The following is a 23,864-nucleotide window of genomic DNA, read 5'->3' as shown; positions in this document are numbered from 1 at the left end:
TTCAACTTCTCCTCGAATAATAAATTTAGGAATCAATTGTGCCTACTTCTTATTTATACAATAGGTATTATCAAATTAGCATCTCATGATCCTTATCATTTCTTTTATGACCTTGCGCCACTTTCTTCTCCTTCAACTTTCTAAGCAGTTTACTATCAATTTTCATCCCATTTGAGTTCCTATGTGGTGTCAGGTTCTCTTCAAAGATCTTTTCCATATGATTCAGCAGACGGGATATGACAAGTGCTACAGAAGGATCTTTGAACTTATCAATATTATCTAAAAAAAGTTTTGCATATTCGTTCCCTTGCTCAGCAGATAAGGTCAACCACTTGATTGCTTGGTCCTTATCTTTAGTAACATCTTTTCCAAGTAAATAGGTCTTTCCTAAAAGATACTGTGAAAATGGATTGCCAGCTTCCGAAGAGTTTGTCAAATAAAAAATGGCCCTTTCAATGTTCTTTGGATTCTCCTTTCCTTGCAAGAACAGCTTCCCAAGCTGATAGCTTGCCCACTGATTTCCATATTCATGAGATATCTCAAAGCATCGAATCGCTTGGTGTATATTTTTAGTCATTACCTTACCTTCAAGAAAAAGTTTTCCAAGTAAATAAACTGCGGATGATTTAATATGTTTTGGTACTAAATCATCACTGTTTGTAACGGCACTCAGAAACTCGATTGCTTTTTTCAATTCTTCTGGATCAGGGTTATCCTCTTTAAGAACTATCTTTGTTAGTGCGAAGCTTGAATATACATTGCCAAGCTTTGCTGATTTCTCATAGTAATCTTTAGCTTTTTGCAAATCTGGCTCTGTTCCAATACCATTTTGAAGCATCCATCCCAAACGATATTGGATTTTATCATCATGACTGGTGTTCTCTAAGACTTCAAACCCACTGAAAGCTTTTTGAAAGTGATGTCCAGATTTTATTCCGTTTTGATCTGTGCCAACACCATCACGGTACATCTTGGCCACTTCAAAATCTGCATAAGGAAAATTTTGATTTGCAGACTTCAGGTATAGCTCAAATGCTCTTATGAGATTTTCTTCAACGCCTTGCCCTCGGTGGTACAGTGCTCCGAGGGAATACTGTGCATATTTGTATTTCTTCTCTGCTGATAGTTGAAACCACTCAGCTGCAGTCTGATAATCTTGTTCTGTTCCGAGTCCTACGGCAATCATTTTACCTATGCGGTATTCAGTGTATTCCCAAGGTTTCTGTGCCTCCACTTCTTGAAAACACGAAAGTGCTTTTACATAATATTCATGAGCAATCTCATAATCTTTTTCAACACCAAGACCGTCTGAATAAATTCGCCCTATGTCATAAACGGCAAGTACATTTCCCTTTTGCGCTTCTTCCGAAAGAAATACGAATGCTTCGTCAAAATCTTGTTGAATCTCCTCCGTGCCAAAAAGATAATCACGAGCCAATTGATATTCATCAGTCCATTTCACAAACATATTTTCAGAGGTTTCACTACTTACGATACTTTCCACACTTCCTAATGATTCATTGTCAACTTCTTCTGGACTGTTGACAACAAAAGTTTCATTGCTTTCAAAGATCTCTTCTAGCAATTCGCTATCATCTATTCCATCGAGCTCATTGATATCATATGCATCCATCGAAAACTGATTAGCTTCAGCAATGATCATGTTCTTGATTGATTTGAATTCTTTCTGTTTTGAAAGTGGAAGACGCTCTGAGAACTCATCCATATAGCTATTTATAACTTCTTCACGCATTTCGTACCACAGCTCGTAGGCTTTAGATACAACTTGCTCTTTAGAAATTTCATCTATAAGCTCATCTACTATCTCTTTTAACCCTGGAGGAAGATATCCATATACTTTTTTGCCTGTAGTTGACTTGAGTTCTTTAGATAGGTGCAAAAAGATTTCTTCAATTCTGGGATTATTTACTGTACCTACTTTTATTTCTTGAATGAGTTTAAGCATCACCTCGCGACTTTCACTTTTAAGCAGATTGCGTCTTCGAGTCTGCTCTTCATAGATTAATTGCATCTCATTTTTAAAAATACTTTTTACAAGCCCAGACTTCATCTTTTCGATGCCTTTTTTCGTGAGGTAACCTTCTCTAGGATTTTTCGAATAGCACACCATATGCACATGAGGATGATGGCTCTCGTTATGAAATGCTGCATACCATCTAAAATTCTCAATCGGAATCTTCATCGACTCTGCGATTTCAGGAGCAAAATAAGAAAGCATATTGTGCCAAACTTCAGCACTATCAAATCCTGTGCGAATCGCATCTTCTCTTCTGAGTGAAATGATTGGAATCCAGATGTTGCCGGTATGATTACCCACTTCTTCGGCAATATGACTTAATACAATTTCATCATCTCCGCCAGTGAATAAACCATGTGTCCCCATTCGTTGAACCCTCGGACGATTGGCGATATAGTCGATATAGTTTTTTCGCTGACCTATCTTATCGATGTTCTGTTCTAATGCAATTGAAATAAATTCTGATGCATTCTCAACTGTTTTATTTTGAACATAGTCTTCATACTCAAACAGATCCTTGGTTTCAGGAAATTTTTGAGTGATTTGACGAATCAAATCTTCTTGTTTCAAACTAGATGGAAGATTGGCGTTAGACTTCGATATTTTTTCGACACCGCTTCTTGTCGCCATGTATGTCACTAGATTTGAAAGATGAGAAGCAGTCTTCTTTCTGCCTCCTTTCAAATAAGGACATTTCAAAATGATTCTGGGCATAAGTCACCTCCCATCTATTCTTCTATCCCTTGTTGAAACTTCACAGCCTCATCCATACTTATCCTTCCTTTAGTTTTTTTCACTTCATTGACACACCGTCCACGAAGCTTTCGCAAGTCTTCATCACCGATTTCAAGTCCAGCTGCGAGGATATTCATCATCATGGACATTTCAACCGACAAACGAAATAAATTATTAGCTTGTCGATTTTCCGTTTCTTTTAGCACGCCTTGTATTGCACCGAGAATTATTTTTGAAAGATACATGGTGCTGTCCTGTGCACTTAAATATCCGATATAAAAATTTACTGCTTGCTCGACAAACTCTGTATGATTCTTCATGTTGTTGTTTTCCATGAGATTATTCATCTTTTCGATCATTTCTGGGTAAAGCCAAGCCACAACACGCTCCTTCAATTCACTCTTTTTCCCCAATTGTTAACCTCCTTTCTTTACAGCACCTCTTACAGCACCTAAATCTCAGGTGTTTTCTAGGCTTTGAAGCAATTTACAGCACCTTACACAGCATAATTGTAGTTTTACAGCACCTAACACTTCATTGGTAAGAATCCCTAAAACCTTTAGAATTGCGGTCGGCACTGCCGACCGCTGTGAGTGCAAGGGGCGGTTCACAGCACCTTGCTTTATCCCGCACCAGAATCATAAATAGAATCAGCACCAATTCTCGCCTGATTTCACATTCAATTACCGACTCATTTCTGGGTTTTAAAAACTGCTAGATTCGGCTCAAATTTCGCCAAAATATCAGCAGGGGGTAGTGTTACTCCACTCCATGCCAAAGAATTGCACACAGGGGCAAATGACGGCTCAAAAGCCCGATTAACTACTGCCCTTCATGAGATGTTGGAATGGATCTCGGATGAGTAGTTGTTTTGATCACTTTTTTTGTCTTTTCTGGCGCGATTTCGTCCTCTTCTCGTTCGTCAATGTATTCTCTGACATTGGCCGGCACGTATTTCTCGTAAAGCTTTTGTAGCTGATCCGCCATCTCTGCCTGCAGATCGGCCTCTTTTTTCTCCATATACTTCTTAATCGCTCTCAGTTTTTCAGCCTCAAGGCTGATTGCAATTGTTTCTTTTTTCATAATCGACATCCTCCAAATATGATTTTTCATAGCTTTAATGTGCAATGTTAAGATGAGAAAAGTCTACATAGACATGCTCATCCCTTGTGATTGTTCTTCACTTTGCTCCTGATTTTCATCTGCACTTTCGGATTCAACTAACTGATTTGAGTCCCCAGTCTCCTCATTTTGTTCTCTGGCGTTACGTCTTCTGCCACGTGTCGAAGGCGTTGGCGCGATTATTTCTTGTGCTTGTTCCTCTGCTTCAACTCTGACTTCAGTTTGCAGACCTTCTGCAGGATCGTTTCGATCAAGGTATCTTCTTGTCGCTGCAGGAACATATTTTTCATAAATACTTTTGATATGACCCTGCAATTCTTTTTCAACAGTAGTATCCTTTTCGTCCATATAAAACTTGAGCGCCTCCAACTTTTCTTTTGGAAAGCTCACCTGAAGCGTTGTTTTTTCTGTTGTTATACTCATGATTTGCACCTCCTAATAGTTGAAACTAGTAACAATCATTCTCGGTTGAGCCTCTGGTTCATCACCAGTAAATACAGGTGCATCCTTAAATTCACTAGCGAACACATCCATCTGCTCATCTGTTAATGAAATAAACTCACCATCATCGCTATCACCACAAATGAAAAAAGGACCAGCAATAATGTCATTACCAATCCTTCGATTAAGCGCCATTCCATTCAATTTTCCTTCTTCATTCACTACGGCAATGCAGTTGTGATCTAGATAAACACATTCAAACATACCTTCTACTTCAGCTTGAATCCCTTCAAGTTCATTGACCATTTCTTTTTCATAAGGCATTTTCCCGGGTTCAATTTTCAGTACCTTAATCGTATTTTCGTTTTTCATCATCGTAGTCCCCCCTACATTCCCATGTTTTGTTCTAACTCAGATGGATTGATATTCTTGCAGAAATCGAGGTAAAGCGTCATATCAAGGCAATCCTCCTCCAAGTTAATTTCCGCCATTTCTTCTCTGCCTTGAAGCTCGTTCACAAGCAATGTACCGATTCCGTTATTCACTTTCACATTAAGACTGTGCTGTTCAGCGATTTCATCAAAGTACACAATCCAACTACCATTCGATGTATTTTCGGCAGCCTCCTGTAGGATTTGATCTGCTACTTGAGAGATTTGCTGATCAATGTACGCCTTAATATTAGGCATGAAGCTGATGTATCTTGCGTAGTTATAGCCACTGCTATCAATCAAAATGCCATCACCACTTTCTTCATTCAGTGCAAGCAGACAGTGGGTTTGTCCAGACGGGTCTGTGAACATATCTTCTTTTTTATCTGAAATAAAAGACCTGTCCCTTAGCAATCCTTTTGAAAGCTCATCATATTCACTTTGGTTCATCAACTGTATAGCTTCAATTACACATGGCTGTGTTTCTAGTTCACTCACTTTTCTAAAAAATATTGCATTTGTTTTTAGCATTTCTCCACATCCTTTCTAGGGTAAGTAATTTCTTGGATTTTGTTTTTCACCGCCCACTCTGATTTCAAAATGTAGATGGTTTCCTGTACTTCTTCCGGTAGAGCCGACCTTGGCAATCTCTTGTCCTACAGTTACTGGTTCGCCCTCACTAACAAGAATTTTCGAGCAATGCCCGTACAAAGTGATAACGCCACCGCCATGATCAACAACGACATGATAGCCATATCCAGAGGTTGAGTACCTCACCAACATGACAGTACCGCTTAGAGCCGAGTAGACAGGTGTTCCTTTGGGCATCCCCAAATCTATACCACCATGCCCTCTTTTCTTTTTGGTAAAAGGATCCGCTCGATATCCAAATTCGCTCGTCACAGCACTCCTCCAATTAGCACCGACAGGCGAACAGAACCCATCCTCACCAATGAAAGGCTCCGTTGAAACTGCAATTCCGTTTATAAAATCGTCAAACTCACTACCGTAAGTAGGCGCAGGTTTTCCGTACAATATCCGATAATAGATTTCTGTTGCGTTTGCTTTATTTTCACTTGTGACGGTAATGCCCAATTTCTTATCTATATTTTTATAGATGGTAGGCTGGTCTTTTATTGGAACTGTAACGGTATAAACTTCAGTATGAGTTGTTCCGTCTTCACCAATCACCGACCTTGTGCGTTCTTCATAAGTTACAAAGCAATCAACAAATGTCTTGCTGTTTACCTGGGATGGCTGCTCGGCGCCGAAATACAGAGAATAAAAAATAGCCTTGATTCTTGTTGAATCCAGACTATCTCCACCCTCCATATTTGAACTTACCTCTTTGATCGCATCATCAAGAACAGCAAAGCTACTTCGCATATTCTCGATGTGCTCGCGGTACTCTGCTGGTACATTACCCGCTATAGCACCTCCATGAAAGCACAGTTCTAGTGCTGCATTGTTATGATTTGCAGTTCCTGAAAGCATTCCACAAAGAATAGCGATTAACACAATGATTGGAGACAGTATAGCAACTATCGTCCACCCAACACTTTTTCTAATTCTTTCATCACTAAGGGCCATCGCCACAGCTCTAGCCACTAAAACTGGATCCGCCATTTTTTATCACCACCACCCGAGTCCATACATATTATCTTGTTCGTAGTCTTCAACTTGCTCTGATTCCATTCGTTCTTTGGTATACTCGACTGCCTGTTCTAGAATTTCCGTATCAAACCCTGCGGCCTGATAGCCTTCTTCAATGGTTTTCAAATAAAAATTAGACGGAATGCCAAGGAGATGTCCTTCTGTCATTACATAGACAAAAGCCGACACAGACTCACCATCTACCTCAAGTTCCACAGTTTCCTTGTCATAAAACCTCGGATATCCTTCATATCGGTCTAGTGCAATTTCATCCTTGGGACCAACAGACCAAATCATAGCAGGAACAGTGCTACCTTCCTTTGGCTCTATCGTTGCATAAGCACCCGTTTTAGAACCTCTGAATAGCAGTTCGTAATCTTTGATTTCAGTTGTTCCCACTGGTTTTGCTGTGGGACACCGTTGTTTCATTTGGGGCAAATTCATATTGCTACCATAGGCGATATATAGTTTTTCTTTCTGCATTTTTTCCTCCTACATTCCCATAGACATAGAAAAAGCAGGAGACTCTTCCTCCTGATGAATTTCTTCAATGGCTACATATTCTGTTTGATTCATTACTGATTCACTAGGTTCAATGAGCTCTTGCTCCTTTTTCTTTCGAAGCCTTTCTTTCTGTGCAATGGCCTGTTCTGGGGACTTCCATGCGATATTACCTTCAAGATGATCTAACAGATGCTTTCGTGCTGTTTTAAATTCCTCCCCTATAAGACCAAGGCGTAGAAGCCAAACACGGAACGTATATTTCTCATTGTCTGACACCGTTTTTATAGGACTCGCTGAACGTTGGTTATAAGCTTGAGCAGTAATTGCCATGCAGAACTGAACATAAGCTTTCGCCTTGCCAGCATGAAGTGCCCCATTAAATGCTCTAAATTCAATCGTTCCCTTTTGAAAGACAGAATGAAGATTAAGGCAGTGATACCTACTGTCATGATAATGCTGATAGCTACCATCGTTCCCCTTGTACCACAGGTTCTGCAGTTGATTTATGGTTTTGGGCTTTTGGCGGTTCATGCTTTCGAGAAACTCTGGATCTATTTTCTTGCAATAGCGTCGTTCTCTCTGTGAATCCACTTGCAAAGCGCGGTAGACCATGTCTTCTTTTGAAGCAATAATGTTCACCAAATTCCTGAGCTGATAAGCTTCAAAGGGTGCTGCATTGATGTGAATATGAATGCCACAGGATTTATTACTGAAAGCCCCTGCCTCTCTAAGAACTCGGATCATCTCCTGAATCTTTTCAATGTCCTCATACCTACAAATAGGACTTACAAGCTCGACACTGTAATCTCGGTCGGCAATCTGCTTCCGGTTACCAACTTTTTTCTGGCACTGAATGCTGGCATCGCTGACCAGTTTCCACTTTCGATTTTCACTATCGTCTACACTATAAGCGCCATACCCACCTCCCTCATAATCAGAAGAGCCGCCAAGGTATTCTGAAAGCACCTCGGCAGCTCTTTGTCTTGTGATGCCTGTCATTTCAATTTCAATTCCAAATTTCTGTTCTCGTAGGTCCATGGTTTCACCGCCTTACCATGTTCGGTGATCATTGATAGTTCCTTTGATGCCCTCAATTTTTAGAAGCTTTCCTACGTCTTCAAACAGACTTATCAGCTTTTCTCTTCGGTAAGAATCAATTAACTCGTCACTGCAACTGGCATTCAAATGATTCAGTTGATTTACTACCTGCTGCACCTCAGTTTCAAGCTCCAATTGTCTATAGCCAAGGCCCTTACTTTGATTGATAAAACTGCTCAGGATCTGGTCGAATCTTTCAATGTCATCGATTGAATAACAATAATACGCCTCGAAAGGATTATCATAGATTTCTCCATCCATGCATCTTCTGATCTGGCCAATAAGCCTTTGCCGTTCTTCTGTCTCTGCTTTTATATATTGCTCCATTAGGCATAGCAGATCGTTTACTTGATCTGGTGTATAGGTAATGCAAGCTTTCATATCGGCAATGATCTCGTCCTTTTTCTTTCTAAGTTCCACTAGATTGTTATGGGTATTCATTATCTTCCACCTGCCTTTCCAAACAGTTTTTCTTTATATGCCGGGGCATGTACGGCAAGGTTATATCGTTCGTTCCCACACTTATATAAGCAGACCCCACGTTGAGGGAACTTAATGAGGTTGTACTCTGATTCTTCTAACTGCAAGGTATCCATGTAAAACTGCTTATCGATATTGCCTGCATTAAATAAAAACGCATGCGTTGGAATGGAAAACAGCGGTTTTGTCAGTTCTCTAATCCCTTCGATATTGAAATCTTCTAGGTTTTGAGAACTTAGAATAACCGATGATTCTTTCTTACGCACACGTTTCATAAAGTTTCGGATATATTCAATTGCAGTGAGATTGGTTAAGAACAGATAGAGCTCATCAATCCCAGCTGCTGTATTTCCTTCCGTCAGAAGCTTGTCGCTCATGAAGGATAGTATATTGAAAAGCAAAGCATTTTTCACATTTTTACTCGCTTGAAGTAGCCCTTTCACACCAAACACTATGAAGCGATTCGATGAGATGTTGGTGTGCCCATTAAAGAATTTGCTTTCAGCCCCCTGACACATAGAGTGAAGCCCAAGGAGTATTTCTTGAAGCAATTCTGTTGTATACAGTTGAAATTTGCCTTTATCATAGTTTTGATATTCTTCTTCTATCAACTGATAAAGGTCTGAAAGGATCGGATAGTCGATGGAACTTAAGCTTTTAAAATTGGTGTTGTCGCTGATGTTCCACTTGCTATATAGCTTGCCAAGCATAATTTCTATGACATCAATGCGCTTATCATCAAAATCCTTATAGCATCTAAAGAAGTCTTTTAAGAATGAAATATGTTGACTGAGTTTTGTTGCCTGTCTAAAAGCAATGGGAGCATCCTTATCTTGTGGCGATCCGCCTTCATCCCATGTTTTGGGTTCAAGCGGATTGATCATGTACTCACCAGACATCAAATCTACAAAGCATCCACCGATGTTATCAGCGAGCTCCACATACTCATGCTCAGGATCAAGGCAGATGACATTCTTGCCTGATTCCAAAATGTTGCACAAAATGAGTTTCAAGAGATAGCTCTTGCCCTGCCCGGAGTTCCCCAAGATGAGGATACACGGATTGGTTTTGTCATCATCTCTCTTATCAAAATCTACAATGACATTGGATCCATATTTGTCTCTGCCTAAATAAAAGCCATTGCTATCGGTCTTACCCGAATAGTTGAATGGATATAGATTGGCGACTGATGATGCCGGAAGCACCCTTTCATACTGACTGCCGAACGCATTTCTACCCGTTGGCCCAACACACATAAAACCCTGCTGCTGTCTAAGCATCAGACGATCCACATTCAATTTGCTTCTTACAAGTTCAGTCAAAACATCCGTCTGCAAGAGCTTTAAGCCATCCATATCACTAGCAGTAAGTTCAATATAAACAGCACAGTGAAGTAATGGTTCTCTATTTCGGTGCATGGTAGATACCAAAGTAACCACATCTTGAAGGTTACTTTCTGCGGTGACGGTCTGCTGAAGGTCATTCGTGCTTGTGGAATGCATGCGGTTCTTATTGGCTGCATTATGAATGATTTTCTTTTCTTCAGTTGCTGTCACCTGTCTTGTATAGATACGCAGTGTAACACCATCTTTCTCTCCCAGATGTCTGAGAATTGCTTGCTCATTAGTGCTTGTCGGATACTCACGGAGTGCCCAAACACAACGAAATGTGTTACCGCAGATAAAATGGTCCACGTTAAATTTGATGACTGATGGAGCAATCATGTCAACAAATGCTTTTATTTTTTCACTATCATAACTGGACAACTTCTCACTTCTTTTTTTACTCACCGATAATCACCCACCTTTCGCCATCATAATCCTCAAACTTCTCTGTCGTCACATTCTGCTCGTAGTAGACTCCGAGTAATCGCTTTATGTCAGCATTATCTGCTCGTCTAGCAGTAAAGCCTTGATCCTTAAGGTTTTTTTCAATTCTTGATAGATAAGGAAACACATCTGAAGTTTTATCTTTCTGACTGTTCTCATCGCCTCTGTTTAATCTAATAATGATTAGAAACTCCCTGGCAGTAGCCATTTGAACCTGCATTCGGTCGAGATTGGTACTGTCCATTTGAAGTAGTTTTCTAATCACTGGATTTGATTCTTCTTCCATTCTTTTTTTCAAGTATTGCTTGTTTTCATCAAAGTTCTCTTTTGAGTTTAGACAAAGCATTTCAATCTCAGCAATTCCTTTAAGCACAGTCATGAGGGCATAGATCCTTGCACTGACTGTTGATTCTGATAAAACAGAAATGTTTGTTGGATGAATGATGAAATAGACAAGCTCCCCGAAGGCCGTTTTAATACTATAGTCGGTGATTTCATTGATCCCTATGAGCTCCCTAGTGGACTGCTTTTGTTTTTCTTTCTGACGATTATTTTTCAAATCTACAACCTCCATTCATACATTTGCTGCTTTAAAATAAAAAAGGCACAAGCATAACGGATAAAATCCAAAATACTCGTGTCCTCAAATCGGATTGCTAAAAAGGCATAAACTGCTGTTATCACTATAGGAACCAAGATTCCAGTCTGTGAAAGTGCAAATACAGATATCAGAAGTCCCACTCCAATAATGCCTATATCTTTTAGTTCCCAAAGCCAAAGTGTGGCTTTAGCTTTCAGGTTGTCAGGGTACATGTACATCTATCGCTCCTCCTCTTCTTGCCTGATTTTTCTCAAAAAACAAGCAATTCCATGCATAATAAAATCTACACATGGAACTGCTACACTATTTCCGAGCGCTTTATATCTCGGACTATCTGATGCTTTTGGTATATCTGTCCACCCATCCGGAAAGCCTTGAAGTCTTTCACATTCTAGTGGGGTTAATCTCCGAACAAGATTTATTGAGGATGTTCTTTTATCAATTTCAGTATCCTCAGTTTTCTCAGATGTCATCTCTTGATAGTCTATTATGCATTTATCTTGACTCACATATTGATTTCCAATTCCTTTTTCATCACCTACACACAAAGCTCCAACGATATTCTGGTAGGCTTTCGGGATTGAACATACAGCGTGGATGTCTGCTGTAGTCAAGGTATAGCTTATATTTTCTTGAAAGCCACAACCATTTCCACCATTCTTATCTTGCCGATTGATGATGTTACTTGCGATACAATAACTTTCGTCATTCATGTGTTTTGAAACCAAAGGAACATTATTACCACCTGTCCCATATGTTGCTGCAATTGTGGGAGCTACATGCAGTGGACCAGTGTATCTACAGTCCTTCGCATGATTATCGAAAAGTAATTCAGTTTCTCCCCTTTCTGATTCAACACCCTTTTGAAAGTGCTGAGTTACAATTGGCAGATGCCCTCCCATGCAAGCTCTCAACGTGGATGTAATATTCTCAGTGATATCCATCCGATTACCACCTTGGTCGTTAAGGCAAATCATAGGCTCTGCAATAAAGGTCTGCATCTGCATATTTTGAGTTGCCATTAATGCACCGGATATTCCATTTAGATCAATGCCCTCGTTTCGTTGATTGATGTGATATGACCTCAGTTCTGTTTCCAAGTTGTTCGATAAATATTGATCCAAATGAGTGATACCTGCCTGAATTTCGAGAGCCTTTTTAAGTTGAAATGGTAGTTCTTTATCTCTAGCTTTCGACCTCCTAAGTATTCCTAAGCAAGCGGTCTTGCTCAAATAATATTTTGGGAGCGGTGTATCCTCCAAAATCTGCGACAAGAAAGATTCTTTTGCGTCGTTGGGCGACACCCCAGTGTTGAGCATCGAGAACTCTCCAAGCAACTGAGAATTGACTTCCCAAAATGCACCCAGCAGATTTCCATACCCCTCCCGGAGGTCGAGGTATAAGTATGTTGTTGTCAGCAATTCTTGCGGTTTCCTCAAGAACTGCTTTGAAATCTTCTCCTTCTGCTGATGAAAATGCTCCAGGGACGTTTTCCCAAACGAAGAATCGAGGTCGCACAAGGTCATTTGTTTTGCCTCGTTTTCCATCTTCACTCCTCATTTCTTTCGTTATCCTTATCTGTTCCATGAAAAGTCCTGATCGCTCACCGGCAAGTCCAGCTCTTTGTCCTGCAACAGATAAATCCTGACAAGGAGATCCTCCACAAATAATGTCCACAACAGGAAGGGTATCTCCACTAAGTTTTGTAATATCCCCTACGTGAAGCATTTCAGGAAATCTTATTTTTGTGACCTCAATTGGAAAACTCTCAATTTCACTTGCCCACAATGGAACAATACCATTGTAGACTGCTGCAAGTGGAAAGCCTCCAATTCCATCAAAGAGGCTCCCTATAGTAATCATGGCAACGCCTCCCTTTGCGCCATTCGTAACATTTTTATAATCCTCCCAATTAATCTATTTTGGTATTGCCCGTGCAATCGTTCTAGTTGTATTAACGGCTGCTTGAGCGGTGTAAACCGCACTCATCACATTGGCTTTTGTTGATGTATCTAGACCAAAGGCACCCGCGATTCTTGGTACTTCTCCTGCTGATAACATGAGTCCAAGACCGAGGAGCGCGTTATCTTTTACCACCATTAGGCCTGCAGTCAGTATTGTTGCCTGCAAAAAAGTCGTGAGGCAAAGACCAATGATTTGCTTTATCCACTGAATAAATCCATCGATGTATCCTCTTGGAACCGAGAACATATAAAGACTTCCTACCGCTATCTGTATGAGCAGGATTCCACCTCTTTTAAGATTGGCAAAGAACACTTTAACGACTGCATATCCCATGAGGATAATTATAAAAAGTGCCATAATAGGACTTGTTATCGTAGAAAGTCCACCGAAAACACCTGAACTGCCTACGCTTGAAACGTCACTGATGTTTCCCAGTTCTCCAATGATTGCATTTGCAAGTTCACCAACGCCGCTATTGTGACCCGTAATGCCTGCGGTTAAACTGCTTTGTAGAGTTACTGATAACTTATAGAGTTCGATCGGTACTGTTGTGAAAAGACTCACTGCCATGAATCCTTTAACAGCATTAAGCGCAGCATCTTTGACGCTTCCTCTTCCTGATTGATACTCAATTCCTGTTTCAAAGCAAGACACAACTAACCCCACCACATACAGCATCCAAGCAAGATAAGTGAAAAAAAGCACAATGCTTTGCACCCATGTCATATCAAAAAGCTCAACACCCATGTTACCCATCTGGGCAAAGAAATCTCCCAGAAAACCAACGAGGTGACCATAGAACCAATCAATAATCTGGTCCATGACATCACCCATTACAAAATCCCATATAAACATTTGACAGCTACCTCCTTTCCATCAAAGTGAAAAGGCATGCCGTTTTTATCACGACATGCCTCTCTCATTACATTTGTTGATTTAGAGAATAACTGCATTTCATCTCTTGTGTCTGCTCTTTGAATAGTTCAGCATAGTCACTCACTGATTCAGCCATTACTTTGTAATCAGCATTCGTTGGCTCGTAAGCATACCACTCCGCTTTTTCGTTATAAATCCAGACGTATGGCTCTATTCCATCTCTAAAGTTAGGACTGTTGAGTTTTTTCTTTCCCCAAACATCTGAAAACTTCAAAGTGAGTGTGTCAATGACGCCATCATTTTTATCAATGACTGTTGCCTTAATCCCTTCATATTTCTGATAAGTTCCAAGCGTTACAAATTCAAGTTTCATTCTTGTCTTCTCTCCCAAAGTACCATAGCAGGTTTTACCGATGAATTTTACATCGTCGAATGCGTGATCCTTCGCGAAAAATTTTCTTAGTTCCTGTTCAAAAAAGTTCATAGACAAGGCCTCCTATATCCCGAGTATTTTCCAAATATATGTTGGGGCAGTTAATGTGAAAACAAGACACGCAAACAAAATGGCCGGCGCTGCCCATTCAAATTGTCCGTGTTTCCGATAGTCAAAGTATGCCATCCCAAGTTTAGCAAAGAAAAAAACCGCTAGAATAAGGTCAATTGCCGGAAAGACTACCTTGTTCACAACTGTTTTGATTTGCCCAGAGGCATCAGTCCAAGTGCTCTCAATTGCTCCTGCAACATCTCCAGTACCACCTGCAAAGGCTGTGGTACTAAACATCAATGTCAGCAGTAATACCATGCAGATAATCACTGCTATTTTTTTATATTTTTTCATTTATATTTTCCACCTCTCTTGTTTTAACTAAGGTTTTAGCGGTGCAATGTGCCAGTCATTCCAAAGGTTTCCCCTGATTGTTAATGAGTCCGTTAGGTTCATGGATAACATCCCAACAGGAGTCCATGCATCGATGACCCAAGTATTCACTGTGTAGTTTCCATCAGGCATCCATATAGGTGTGAAGTGTGTTCGGTTATTGTACGTGCTATATGGATTCCTCTTATACTCAAATCTAGCCGTTGATCCACTTTGAATTTTTTCAAGTAGCCTCCAGTAAGTTTTGTACTGAAACTCTGGGAAATAAGCCACTGCATTTTGAGGATGTGTGACTGCAGTGCTTTGGTTACTGGTAATTGATGCAGTTACCGATTCATTGATTCCGTATCCACTTTTCATCGTTCTGCCATTTGATGTTGGGTTATTACTGTCGCATTTGATACTCATGTTCGATGAAAAAGTAGCATAATATTGATCTAGATTAAATTCCCACCATCCTCGATCAACCCAATTTGATACCCAGTAACTACTCGAGTGTGAGTGTCCCTCGCTATCCGTCCAAGAGTCTCTCTCCCAATGACCTTCATCAACCCAGTATGCAAACCACCAAGGGCGCCAAATACTCCAATCTGCCCTTGTCATTTCTTGTCTTGCAGGTACTGATGAAAATGTGAACTCATCGTTCCTATCATCTGCTACAGGATTTGGTGGTGGATTCTTATCAAGATCAACAATCTTCACATGAATCGTTGATTTCGACGTATTTCCAGGTCCACTTACATTTACTTGTATGGTCATGTTTCTTGGTTCTGAAGGCGTCCTCCATTTGATCCATGCTAGTTGTGAATCACCACTCGGATAAAATACATTTCCAACGTTATAGGTAGTTCCTTCAATGCTAAAACTGACACGCGTTGGGTGATCTGGATCCGATTGACCACCACTAACTGTAACCGCTGTGATGACATCCGTGTTGACCCGGTATTCATAATCATTAGTACTTACTACTGGTGTTTCAGTTGGTGCGTCTTTAAATCTAACGATACCTAGCCCCAAATACGATTTAATATTTGCATTAGTAGCTGGTGATGTTGCGCTGCCACCCCACGCTGAATATCCCAAATCTGACACTTCTAAAAACATGGCAAGTGGCAAATTCTTATGTGTCAATGAGACCATTCTTTTTCGCAGTAAGCCATTTACTTTTTCATCATACATGGCTGCTTCAGTTGCTGTGGTTGCAATCATGACGCCTTCAAATTTGTAATACGCCATTGGCTCGAGAAGTAATTTGTAATCACCGTTTGTCAAAATATCAAAGTTCATTCCTGTGAGCGTTGCAATAGATCGAATGACTTGCTCATCTGTAAAATAACTTTTTATGGCTGCTAAATTGGTTTTCCCATTTGTGCTAATTATTTTAGGGATTGTTTGTTTCGGTTTTATAGACTGATATCCACCCTTAACCGGAGATAGTGCTTTACCATTGCTATATTGAACCTTGCTCACTTTCCCAAAATTATATATGGATGCACTGGGTTTCTTGTTCGTGATATCGATTGGAATAGTCACAACCGAATGGTCACTGCTACGAATAACAGTCACTCTAACACCTTCATTTCCTGGGGACCACACATTTGTGCTAGAACCTTGACCCATGTCCCCTCCACCGTTATCAATATTTCCGTCACCATCTGCGAATGCATTTGTTGGAACTGACAAGATGAACATCATCAAAAATGCCAAAAGTAATCTCTTTACCTTCTCCATCTGATCTCCTTTCTGCAATTAGAAAAGCACCGCATTTCTGCAGTGCTCTCTAATTTATCAAGTTTTAGTTTAGTTTAATCCATGTCACCTATTTTGTTTCCGTTCTCATACATGTCATTTACTTCAATCACTTCATTTGCTCCACCATCTGGCACACTATCAAATCCAGGTAATCCGCCAGAAGGTTTCTGTTCCGTAGTCGTTACTGGTTTATTTGGCTTTGGTGTTGTAGTCGTTGTAGGATTCTTATCTTCTGATTTTGGTGGATCTACTTTTTCGCCGTCAGGCTTATGTGTCGGATCAGTCAGTTGTTCTTCAGTATAAGTTGGTTTATCGGGAACATCACCTTGAATTGTTTGGTCTGTTCCTGTATCATCTGCGCCACTATCCACTTGAGTTTCTTTTGGTACTACAATTGGCTCGACCTTGACCTCGTCGTTTTTATTTGTTTCTGCACCATTTGGGTTTTCTACGACAACCTTGCTTATTTCAGTGTTCTGAGTATTATTGATTGCCTCGGTCACTGGTGCTTTCGTAAATCTAGCCCCGATCATCACAATAAGTGCCACGCTGATCACAAGACCGCAAGCCAGTACTACTCTTTTCTTCGTTTTATCATTCATATTTTTCATGAGAAATGCCTCCTTAATTTTTAAAGTATTGTCCTTCTTAAACCTCACCCTAGCACAAGCCTTTTGAATAGTCTACTATAATTTTACAAGTTCTTAGAATCTAAAATTTTGGGGTGTAACCAGCGCTGTTTTTGACCTTAATTATCATGGGTGGCAGAAGTTTTCCACCAAATGATACAGGTACTTCAAGCATAATGGAACTATCCACCTTAAACCTTTGCTGTTTAATATCGCCGCTAGCCAGTGGTGCATTTTGGATATCAACATTCAAATCCCATATTTTAAACTCTGTTTTACCTTCACTGGTTATTTTAATGTGCTCATAGCCAAGTTGATTCAGACCAAGAATGCCATCTAAACGATCATAAACATCACCATAGTCGAAGGACTCTTCAAAATCTGAATCGATAGGTTGATACCCACCTGAGTAACCTTCACGAACACCATGATAAACATCATCATAATTGTCACTGACTGTTGAAATGACAGCTGACTGAAGTGCATCACGAACACCCTGTGCAATTATCATGAGCCTAAAATATTCAGATATCCCAGTGAAAATCATGACCAGACATAGTGTGATGGCAACTGCAAGCGGAAAGCCACTACCCTTGTTGTTTGACAGTATTTTATTTACTTCCAATAGACCTCCCCCTTTCCTGCGGCATCTGATCTGAGGGTAATTGGAAAGGATCCAAAACCTCCGAACAGTCCTATGTTAATCGGATAAGTCACCGTCACTGTTATTTCCTCGTTGAGCTGAATCTGACCTGATTTTGACCATACAATCGTTGGGATAATTCCAGTTTTTTCTCTCAAAATCAGTTCTCTCTGGGTAGTTTCTGTTCCCACTCTTCCAGCAACTTCTGCTTCTCTCATCAGCTCAATGGCAAAGGTGTCCACCTGCTGTTTAATGATGTAGGCAGGAAAAACCTTTACCGCTAGCGCAATCACGAGCATTGCACAAAGGACAAGTACTACCACATCAATGTATCCTTCACCACGGTTGCTTTTTAATAACTGCTTCACACGACACCACCTCCCTAAAACATTCCGCCAAGGGAACGTAGAATTTCATACACAATAATGGCCATGTAGGTCATGAGGAAACACATGAGCATGATGAAGCTGAACACTCGAATTTTGGGTGGTATCTTCATTGCCTGTGCTTTCAATCTTTGAAGTTCCAATTGTTTCATATCATGGGCAAGCATCTGAAAATATACGCCCCCTTCGTCACCCCTAAGAACACCAATTAATCCTCTTGTGATATCTGATAACATCGGTGAGTTGATTCTTGCTTCAAATCTTGTCAGAGCCGCTTCATAACTGCTGGACCGCATATCCGCCGTTAAAACGTCTAGTTCATTTCCAAACTCCTCCCCGGCATTCTTCTTAAAGTTCTCAAGTATGCCAAGAACATCTCTACTTGCCTTTAGTTCTTGTGTAATCGTAGCCACAAATCTTGGCAGTTCGGATTCAATTTTTTCTCTTTTGGCAGACAGTTTTTCATCGGCCTTTTTAATTTCTTTGAAGTAGATCATCACCGCAAGGCACATCAAAACAGGAGCAAGTAACGGCAAAACCAGAAGGCACGGAATAACACCAAACGTCACAAGTAAAGCTTTAACAAGTGCGAATGCCATGAATTCTTCTGGACTTTGACTCATTCCTGCTGCTTTGAGCGTATTTTTCATCCTGCTTTTTTTGTATTCATCCATAGGAAGCTGTTTGGCAAGTTTCATCGATAAGCTGCCAATCAAAACATCCAGATTTTTTGCCTTACCTTTATGTTGACTTGTTGCAGAGAGCATTGCTTTCCCGGTTGCAAGCCTTGGAAGCTTGAATACCTCGGCTAGTACGAAGAACAGACCCAAGGCAAACAGAAGTCCAAATAACACAATCAATATCATCATTTCTGCCTACCTCCTATACTCAATGGGCTGTGTTAGCTTAATAACAAATGCTGCTGAAATAAAGATCGCAGCAAAACAGATGGCTAGAATAATCTGCCCAAGGGGTGTATGCATTAAAGCGTTGTACCAGTCCTTATTCAAAAAATATAATAGCGGTATGTTGCCAACCACTAAGAGCTGCATGGATATAAATTCTTTTCTTGGTTCAAAGACCATGTTTTCGAGCTCGCCATTTACCACTCGCATATCAGAGAGCTTTGATACAATGGGTGTCAGTGTGGTTTTTAGGTTTCTATCAATCTGGCATGCGATCAAAGCATCGCACCATTCACGAAACACAGCGTTTTCAAGCTGAACTTTCATGTCCTCCAAACCTGCTGCAATGTCTGGGTTGATCATCTTAATGCGATAGACGAATCCCTTGAATACAGACAGAACTGGCGGATTCAGATAGTCGATGTTTTCTTCTACCGCAGTCACAATATCTTCATTTCTTAGGTACGCTGTCGTGATGATCGACAGAGCTGTTTCAAGCTCAGCTGCAATATCCCTTTTAAAATGGGTTTGTGTCAGCCTCACATACCAAAACGGTAGAAGCATAAAACCGATACCAAGAACAGGCACTGAAAAGAAATTGCCAAGCACAATTGCAATTCCACTGCCAATGGCAAAAAGTAATAACGACACTGCGCAGATCATTGGAAACCATCCTTCTCGACCAGTCAGCTTCAATATTGACTGCACTTCAATGACTTCTCGTCTAAAGTAAGACACTTTCTTTCGTTTTGTTATTTCATTTATTTCTTCTTTGATACTGCGCGGTTTGTTCAATATATTTTTAAAAACGCTATCTGTAAATTCCATTGGCGATAGCGATAAGATGATAAAAAAGCCCGTGATCATTCCGATACAGGCTATTAGTAGTATTACATTCATCTTTAAGTCACTTCCCTTCCCTTCGCTTCATTCGATTGATCATTTCAATGGGCATCCCATTTTCAAGGAGCCTTTTGGACAAGCTCTCGGAAATGCTATACTCCTGTTTATGTGTTCCCTCAATGATAAACTTGCCCTGCTCATCCATTCGATTCTCCGTAATGATGTACTGAAACAGTGCGCGATAATTCCTAGAGCCGTCCGGTAGAATCTCACATTCCATGATTTCCATCATCTTTCTCTGCTTATTTTCAAGCTGTTTGCAAAAGACAACGATAGGATAGGCTTCTGTTACATATCCCATGAGCGTATCGTCAGACATATCCACCGCACGTTTACAAAGGGATACCATCCTTCGGTAGGTTGCTTCACAAGAGTTAGCATGAATTGTTGTAAGTACCGCAATACCTGTTCGAGCTGCCTCCTGAGCAGCGTTTGCTTCAGCCCCACGCATTTCACCAACCACTGCAATATCCGGATTAAATCTCAGTGCCATATCAAGAAGCATGATTTGGTCGACTCTTTGTTTTTCATTCTCACTGTCACGAGTGATGGTATGAATCACTGAATTGACGACTTTCCCATCATCTTGACGGATTAGGTCTAGCTCACGGGATCCATTTTCAATGGTATAGATTCTCTTATTGTTTGGAATTGTTGTAAGTAGCCATCCCAGGACAGTAGTTTTACCAGAGCTTGTTGCCCCTGCTACGCAAACAGAAATACCGTAGCGGATCAGGTTGGACAGGAAGTCGAGCATCTCTTCCGTAGCTGTACCGCTCCTGACAAAATCCTCTTTTTTCATACTTTGAGGATTAACAATTCGGATAGATGCTGCAATGCCAACGTCTTCATCTACAAGTGGCGTTTTAAGGACAGCAATTCGGATATTCTTTGAAAGATGTCCAAGAACTGCAGGGCTTGCGTTATCAAGGACCATTCCCGATACGTGAAGCATCCTTCTGATGACATTGATGGCGTGTTCAGGTGAGTCGAAGTGCTCCTTTAATTTTTCATTCCTACCATCAGAGTATTGCACCTCAATATCCTGCCATGAGTTGATATCTATCTCCTCAATGCCTTTCCCAAAGATGTATTTTGTGAGAAAACCATACTCAGCCATTTCAGTATAGAGTGCATCAACCAGTTCTTGTCCTTCCATTCCCTTGACTGCAATTCTTTCATTCATAACGTACTTGCTGATGTAACGTTTCATCTGTTCTTTAGCATCTTCTAACCCCTGATCGGTGATCAGAACAGAGTAGTTGCTAGAGATGTATTCTTGCACTTCTTTGAGGACAGTCTGAAAATCTTTCTTCTCTGACTCAGGGGCAAAAAATAAGGAGTGTGTACGATTTTCAGTACCCAACTCCTTATTCTTCTTATATTTGTTTGAGGTGTTCATGAGTTCTTCGATTCGATTTTCCATTGGTTCAATCAGTTTTTCATTTTGATTATCTAGCATCCGAACACCTCCTTTGCAATTTTTTCAATTTCTTTTCTGTATTCCCTACTATTTTTAAGGGTAAGGTCTGCAAGTAGATTTCCTGCTAAGGTCTGTTCTTCCACTTCCTCTGAATAGGGCAGTTTAAAAGAAAGACTCCCAAGTGCTACTGCAATATGTTCTATTCCGTGATTGGATTTGACATTGGATGCGACTTTGTACTGCTTGTCCATATCCCAGTTGCTGTTCTGTAAGAGTGACAGCTGACTGGAGAGATAGCTTATAGACTTCAAATCACAATTGGCAAGCCTGAGAACACTATCACATTCAAGAAGTGAAACAGCTGATAGAATGTCATTGGCAATGTAGCTACTGCAGTCAATGATAACAAATGGCGCTATTTTTCTAAGCGATTCAATGAATTCCATCGCTTGCACTTTTGAATACGAAGCATAGGTGTACTCATTCTCGCCTTTCAGCATACCAATCATTGTTAGGTAGGCCATCTTCTTGTGGGTGATCATGTTGTATTTCACCAACGATTCGGTCACATGTGTCGCAGACAGAATGCTTCCGAGTGACTTTTCACATTCCAAATCTGATGGCGGACAAATGCAAGGTAGCATCGGTGCAGTCATATCGCACAGTACTAAAATGACATTTTTCTTTTTATCTGCAAGATACTTGGCTAGTTTGACGGCAGTCGTTGTCTTCCCTGATCCTGGACTCCCCCAAACAGCAAGAACACCGCCATGGAGGATCTCTTCTTTTACCGATTCTTCTTTGACATCACGGGAGAAGATTGAATTCTTCTTAAAGTTAATCATTATTATTCCACCTCACCAACCTGATTTGAGTCCTTAGATGCTTTATTCTCGGTTTTGTCAGACTCCTTGTTCTTCGGATACGCTTCTGAAAGGACTTTTGATTGAATATCAAGGAACTTCTTCGTATTTACCGGTTCACCACGATATACAAGTGATAGATGGGTCTTCCCATCCGCTTCAAGACTTGCTAGTATATTTCCCTGTTCTGGTGTTACAAGGAGTGTAACAGTCGATGGCAATTCCCTTTCGTCCTCATTGGTTTTCTGCTCCCCTGTATTGGCATCATACCCACTAGGAGCTGTTACAGAAATGACCTCAACGTATTTAAGCTCTGGAGGAATGACAGTCATTCCTTGCTTTTTAAAATCCGGAGCAATGACTGATACAATATCGCCACTTTGAAGCTTTCCAGAAAGACCGTTTGCAAAGCTCTTAATGGTAATAGACATAGCCTGTTTGCTGCCGTCTAGATTGTACAAATAAGCGTTCTCAGCAGCTGGTGATTTTGAAACTTTTGCACTTAGGATATAATCACCTATCGATAAATCTGCTAGAGCATAGCTTCCAACAACAGTTTCTTTTGATTTCACAACATCTGATGGAAGATTGTATCCACCGACTTCAATGTTTTGTACCATATCCTTTGTAATTTGAGCCCCTGCCTTAATTTCTTTAGTCACTCTGACAATCTCAGTCTTTTGACTGATGCCTTTATTGAACAATGGCGTTATTCCAAAGCAAATGAGGAGTGAAAGCACAATGCAAAACACCCCGACAACCATTCTGTTTTTAAAAATATTCATACGTACCTCCGTTTTTTATAGTTTATGATCATAAGATTATTACCGCATCACCATTTCCAGACCCGCGATCAACCTTAACTCGCCAGTCTCAATCAATTCATTTACTTCATTCTCTGTATAGATGAGAACCTCTGTATTCCCGTCATTTTCAGGAGCAAGTACCATGGATCCTGACCACTTGCCTGCATATGCATAAGTTTCATGGTTATAACTCGTTTCAAATCGCTGTCCCTTTTCAAACACTATCACCATCTCCTTTATACGAAATAGACACATGTATAGCCAAGAGCGAGAAAAGGCGCTAGCGGATACGCCCTGCGCCCATACTCCTTGCTCGTGATTCTATAAATCATTTTTAATGCTCCATGAAAAATTATCACTAGACTCAGTCCAATGGCCATCCCAATCAGTGCTTTCCAAAAGCCGATAACAAGTCCGACTGTAGCTACAAGCTTAATATCTCCACCGCCAATACCTGACGGACTCATCATAGCTGCAATGAGTAATGGGAGTGCTGCCAATATGCCGAACAGATGAACAGCATTAAAATAAATCAGTGATATCAGCGCCATCGATGACCATATGGCTGTTGGAATTTCTCTTTTTTTGATATCTGTACAGACTGCACATCCCATCAAACAAAAAAACAGCACCGCTTGAACGATGCTGCTACCCGGCATAGTTGAACATATTCCTGATTCTTTGCTCGAGGGTGGGCATGACCACGTCACCAAACAAAGCATAAAGCCCTGCAAGAAGTAATGCACCAAGCACTACTGCAATCAGAATTTTAACTGCTGTATCGATGTAGCCTTCACCTTTGTTGTTACTGATTGCAGCTTTTGCAAGGACTACCTTTGACATTAATTCATTGCTTACTCTTCTCATGATTCTCTTCATATGATTTAACCTCATCTTTCTTTTA

Annotated in this window: 29 protein-coding genes and 1 pseudogene; all 30 read right to left on the bottom strand. The window is 40.5% G+C overall.

Going from position 1 to position 23,864, the window contains the following annotated elements:
* Window positions 1-70: 70 nt before the first annotated feature.
* A complete protein-coding gene (gene mobP3, locus AB3489_RS04445; protein WP_368294098.1) occupies window positions 71-2,752 on the bottom strand; it encodes a MobP3 family relaxase in 2,682 nt (893 codons plus the stop codon).
* 14 nt (window positions 2,753-2,766) lie between these two features.
* Window positions 2,767-3,186: a hypothetical protein gene (locus tag AB3489_RS04440; protein WP_368294097.1), complete on the bottom strand. Its 420-nt coding sequence runs from the start codon at window positions 3,184-3,186 to the stop codon at window positions 2,767-2,769.
* A gap of 121 nt (window positions 3,187-3,307) precedes the next feature.
* Window positions 3,308-3,430 carry a hypothetical protein gene (locus tag AB3489_RS04435; RefSeq protein WP_368294096.1) on the bottom strand — a complete coding sequence of 41 codons (123 nt, stop codon included), beginning with the start codon at window positions 3,428-3,430 and terminating at the stop codon, window positions 3,308-3,310.
* Between the two features lie 165 nt (window positions 3,431-3,595).
* On the bottom strand, window positions 3,596-3,856 hold the full coding sequence (locus tag AB3489_RS04430) for a DUF6103 family protein (protein ID WP_368294095.1): 261 nt from the start codon (window positions 3,854-3,856) through the stop codon (window positions 3,596-3,598).
* A gap of 63 nt (window positions 3,857-3,919) precedes the next feature.
* On the bottom strand, window positions 3,920-4,318 hold the full coding sequence (locus AB3489_RS04425; protein ID WP_368294094.1) for a DUF6103 family protein: 399 nt from the start codon (window positions 4,316-4,318) through the stop codon (window positions 3,920-3,922).
* Between the two features lie 12 nt (window positions 4,319-4,330).
* Window positions 4,331-4,711, bottom strand: a complete 381-nt coding sequence (locus AB3489_RS04420) for a DUF3846 domain-containing protein (protein ID WP_368294093.1) — start codon at window positions 4,709-4,711, stop codon at window positions 4,331-4,333.
* A gap of 11 nt (window positions 4,712-4,722) precedes the next feature.
* Entirely contained in the window at window positions 4,723-5,265 is a 543-nt protein-coding gene (locus tag AB3489_RS04415; RefSeq protein WP_368294092.1) for a DUF6329 domain-containing protein, read from the bottom strand.
* Window positions 5,266-5,313: 48 nt separating this feature from the next.
* Complete coding sequence (locus AB3489_RS04410; protein WP_368294091.1) at window positions 5,314-6,393, bottom strand: M23 family metallopeptidase; 1,080 nt, start codon at window positions 6,391-6,393, stop codon at window positions 5,314-5,316.
* A gap of 6 nt (window positions 6,394-6,399) precedes the next feature.
* Window positions 6,400-6,903 carry a gamma-glutamylcyclotransferase family protein gene (locus tag AB3489_RS04405; RefSeq protein WP_368294090.1) on the bottom strand — a complete coding sequence of 168 codons (504 nt, stop codon included), beginning with the start codon at window positions 6,901-6,903 and terminating at the stop codon, window positions 6,400-6,402.
* Between the two features lie 9 nt (window positions 6,904-6,912).
* Entirely contained in the window at window positions 6,913-7,962 is a 1,050-nt protein-coding gene (locus AB3489_RS04400) for an amidoligase family protein (protein ID WP_368294089.1), read from the bottom strand.
* 12 nt (window positions 7,963-7,974) lie between these two features.
* Window positions 7,975-8,463 carry a hypothetical protein gene (locus AB3489_RS04395; protein ID WP_368294088.1) on the bottom strand — a complete coding sequence of 163 codons (489 nt, stop codon included), beginning with the start codon at window positions 8,461-8,463 and terminating at the stop codon, window positions 7,975-7,977.
* Window positions 8,463-10,226: a VirB4 family type IV secretion system protein gene (locus tag AB3489_RS04390; RefSeq protein ID WP_368294583.1), complete on the bottom strand. Its 1,764-nt coding sequence runs from the start codon at window positions 10,224-10,226 to the stop codon at window positions 8,463-8,465. The genes AB3489_RS04395 and AB3489_RS04390 overlap by 1 nt, the downstream gene beginning before the upstream one ends.
* A gap of 58 nt (window positions 10,227-10,284) precedes the next feature.
* Window positions 10,285-10,905: a hypothetical protein gene (locus AB3489_RS04385; protein WP_368294087.1), complete on the bottom strand. Its 621-nt coding sequence runs from the start codon at window positions 10,903-10,905 to the stop codon at window positions 10,285-10,287.
* Window positions 10,893-11,150 carry a hypothetical protein gene (locus tag AB3489_RS04380; RefSeq protein ID WP_368294086.1) on the bottom strand — a complete coding sequence of 86 codons (258 nt, stop codon included), beginning with the start codon at window positions 11,148-11,150 and terminating at the stop codon, window positions 10,893-10,895. Before AB3489_RS04380 ends, AB3489_RS04385 begins: the two co-directional genes overlap by 13 nt.
* Window positions 11,151-12,795, bottom strand: a pseudogene (locus tag AB3489_RS04375) (DNA cytosine methyltransferase). It abuts the gene before it with no gap.
* Between the two features lie 54 nt (window positions 12,796-12,849).
* Window positions 12,850-13,752: a conjugal transfer protein TrbL family protein gene (locus AB3489_RS04370; RefSeq protein ID WP_368294085.1), complete on the bottom strand. Its 903-nt coding sequence runs from the start codon at window positions 13,750-13,752 to the stop codon at window positions 12,850-12,852.
* Window positions 13,753-13,819: 67 nt separating this feature from the next.
* A complete protein-coding gene (locus AB3489_RS04365) occupies window positions 13,820-14,257 on the bottom strand; it encodes a hypothetical protein (RefSeq protein WP_368294084.1) in 438 nt (145 codons plus the stop codon).
* A gap of 12 nt (window positions 14,258-14,269) precedes the next feature.
* Window positions 14,270-14,611: a DUF3852 domain-containing protein gene (locus AB3489_RS04360; RefSeq protein ID WP_300687950.1), complete on the bottom strand. Its 342-nt coding sequence runs from the start codon at window positions 14,609-14,611 to the stop codon at window positions 14,270-14,272.
* A 27-nt stretch (window positions 14,612-14,638) separates the two neighbouring features.
* Window positions 14,639-16,381, bottom strand: coding sequence for a hypothetical protein (locus AB3489_RS04355; protein WP_368294083.1), 1,743 nt, complete (start codon window positions 16,379-16,381; stop codon window positions 14,639-14,641).
* Window positions 16,382-16,455: 74 nt separating this feature from the next.
* Window positions 16,456-17,013, bottom strand: coding sequence for a DUF6550 family protein (locus tag AB3489_RS04350; RefSeq protein WP_368294082.1), 558 nt, complete (start codon window positions 17,011-17,013; stop codon window positions 16,456-16,458).
* A 100-nt stretch (window positions 17,014-17,113) separates the two neighbouring features.
* Window positions 17,114-17,656, bottom strand: a complete 543-nt coding sequence (locus AB3489_RS04345; protein WP_368294080.1) for a hypothetical protein — start codon at window positions 17,654-17,656, stop codon at window positions 17,114-17,116.
* Complete coding sequence (locus tag AB3489_RS04340) at window positions 17,647-18,042, bottom strand: DUF4320 family protein (protein WP_368294079.1); 396 nt, start codon at window positions 18,040-18,042, stop codon at window positions 17,647-17,649. The genes AB3489_RS04345 and AB3489_RS04340 overlap by 10 nt, the downstream gene beginning before the upstream one ends.
* 14 nt (window positions 18,043-18,056) lie before the next feature.
* Complete coding sequence (locus tag AB3489_RS04335) at window positions 18,057-18,929, bottom strand: secretion protein F (protein ID WP_368294078.1); 873 nt, start codon at window positions 18,927-18,929, stop codon at window positions 18,057-18,059.
* Between the two features lie 6 nt (window positions 18,930-18,935).
* The gene (locus AB3489_RS04330) at window positions 18,936-19,865 is read right to left on the bottom strand and encodes a type II secretion system F family protein (protein WP_368294077.1); all 930 of its coding nucleotides are present in this window, start codon (window positions 19,863-19,865) and stop codon (window positions 18,936-18,938) included.
* Between the two features lie 7 nt (window positions 19,866-19,872).
* On the bottom strand, window positions 19,873-21,270 hold the full coding sequence (locus AB3489_RS04325) for an ATPase, T2SS/T4P/T4SS family (RefSeq protein ID WP_368294582.1): 1,398 nt from the start codon (window positions 21,268-21,270) through the stop codon (window positions 19,873-19,875).
* A gap of 53 nt (window positions 21,271-21,323) precedes the next feature.
* Window positions 21,324-22,136, bottom strand: coding sequence for an AAA family ATPase (locus tag AB3489_RS04320; protein WP_368294076.1), 813 nt, complete (start codon window positions 22,134-22,136; stop codon window positions 21,324-21,326).
* A 2-nt stretch (window positions 22,137-22,138) separates the two neighbouring features.
* Window positions 22,139-22,939, bottom strand: a complete 801-nt coding sequence (locus AB3489_RS04315; protein WP_368294075.1) for a Flp pilus assembly protein CpaB — start codon at window positions 22,937-22,939, stop codon at window positions 22,139-22,141.
* 39 nt (window positions 22,940-22,978) lie between these two features.
* On the bottom strand, window positions 22,979-23,182 hold the full coding sequence (locus tag AB3489_RS04310; protein ID WP_111888597.1) for a hypothetical protein: 204 nt from the start codon (window positions 23,180-23,182) through the stop codon (window positions 22,979-22,981).
* 14 nt (window positions 23,183-23,196) lie between these two features.
* On the bottom strand, window positions 23,197-23,619 hold the full coding sequence (locus tag AB3489_RS04305) for a prepilin peptidase (protein ID WP_368294074.1): 423 nt from the start codon (window positions 23,617-23,619) through the stop codon (window positions 23,197-23,199).
* A complete protein-coding gene (locus AB3489_RS04300; protein WP_368294073.1) occupies window positions 23,609-23,839 on the bottom strand; it encodes a DUF6133 family protein in 231 nt (76 codons plus the stop codon). The genes AB3489_RS04305 and AB3489_RS04300 overlap by 11 nt, the downstream gene beginning before the upstream one ends.
* Window positions 23,840-23,864 lie beyond the last annotated feature (25 nt).

It is taken from the genome of Dehalobacter sp. TBBPA1, from assembly GCF_040931655.1.
In the GTDB taxonomy this organism is placed as follows: domain Bacteria; phylum Bacillota; class Desulfitobacteriia; order Desulfitobacteriales; family Syntrophobotulaceae; genus Dehalobacter; species Dehalobacter restrictus.
The sequence above is the reverse complement of the archived record's forward strand: the minus strand, read 5'-3'. Positions and strand labels throughout refer to the sequence as shown.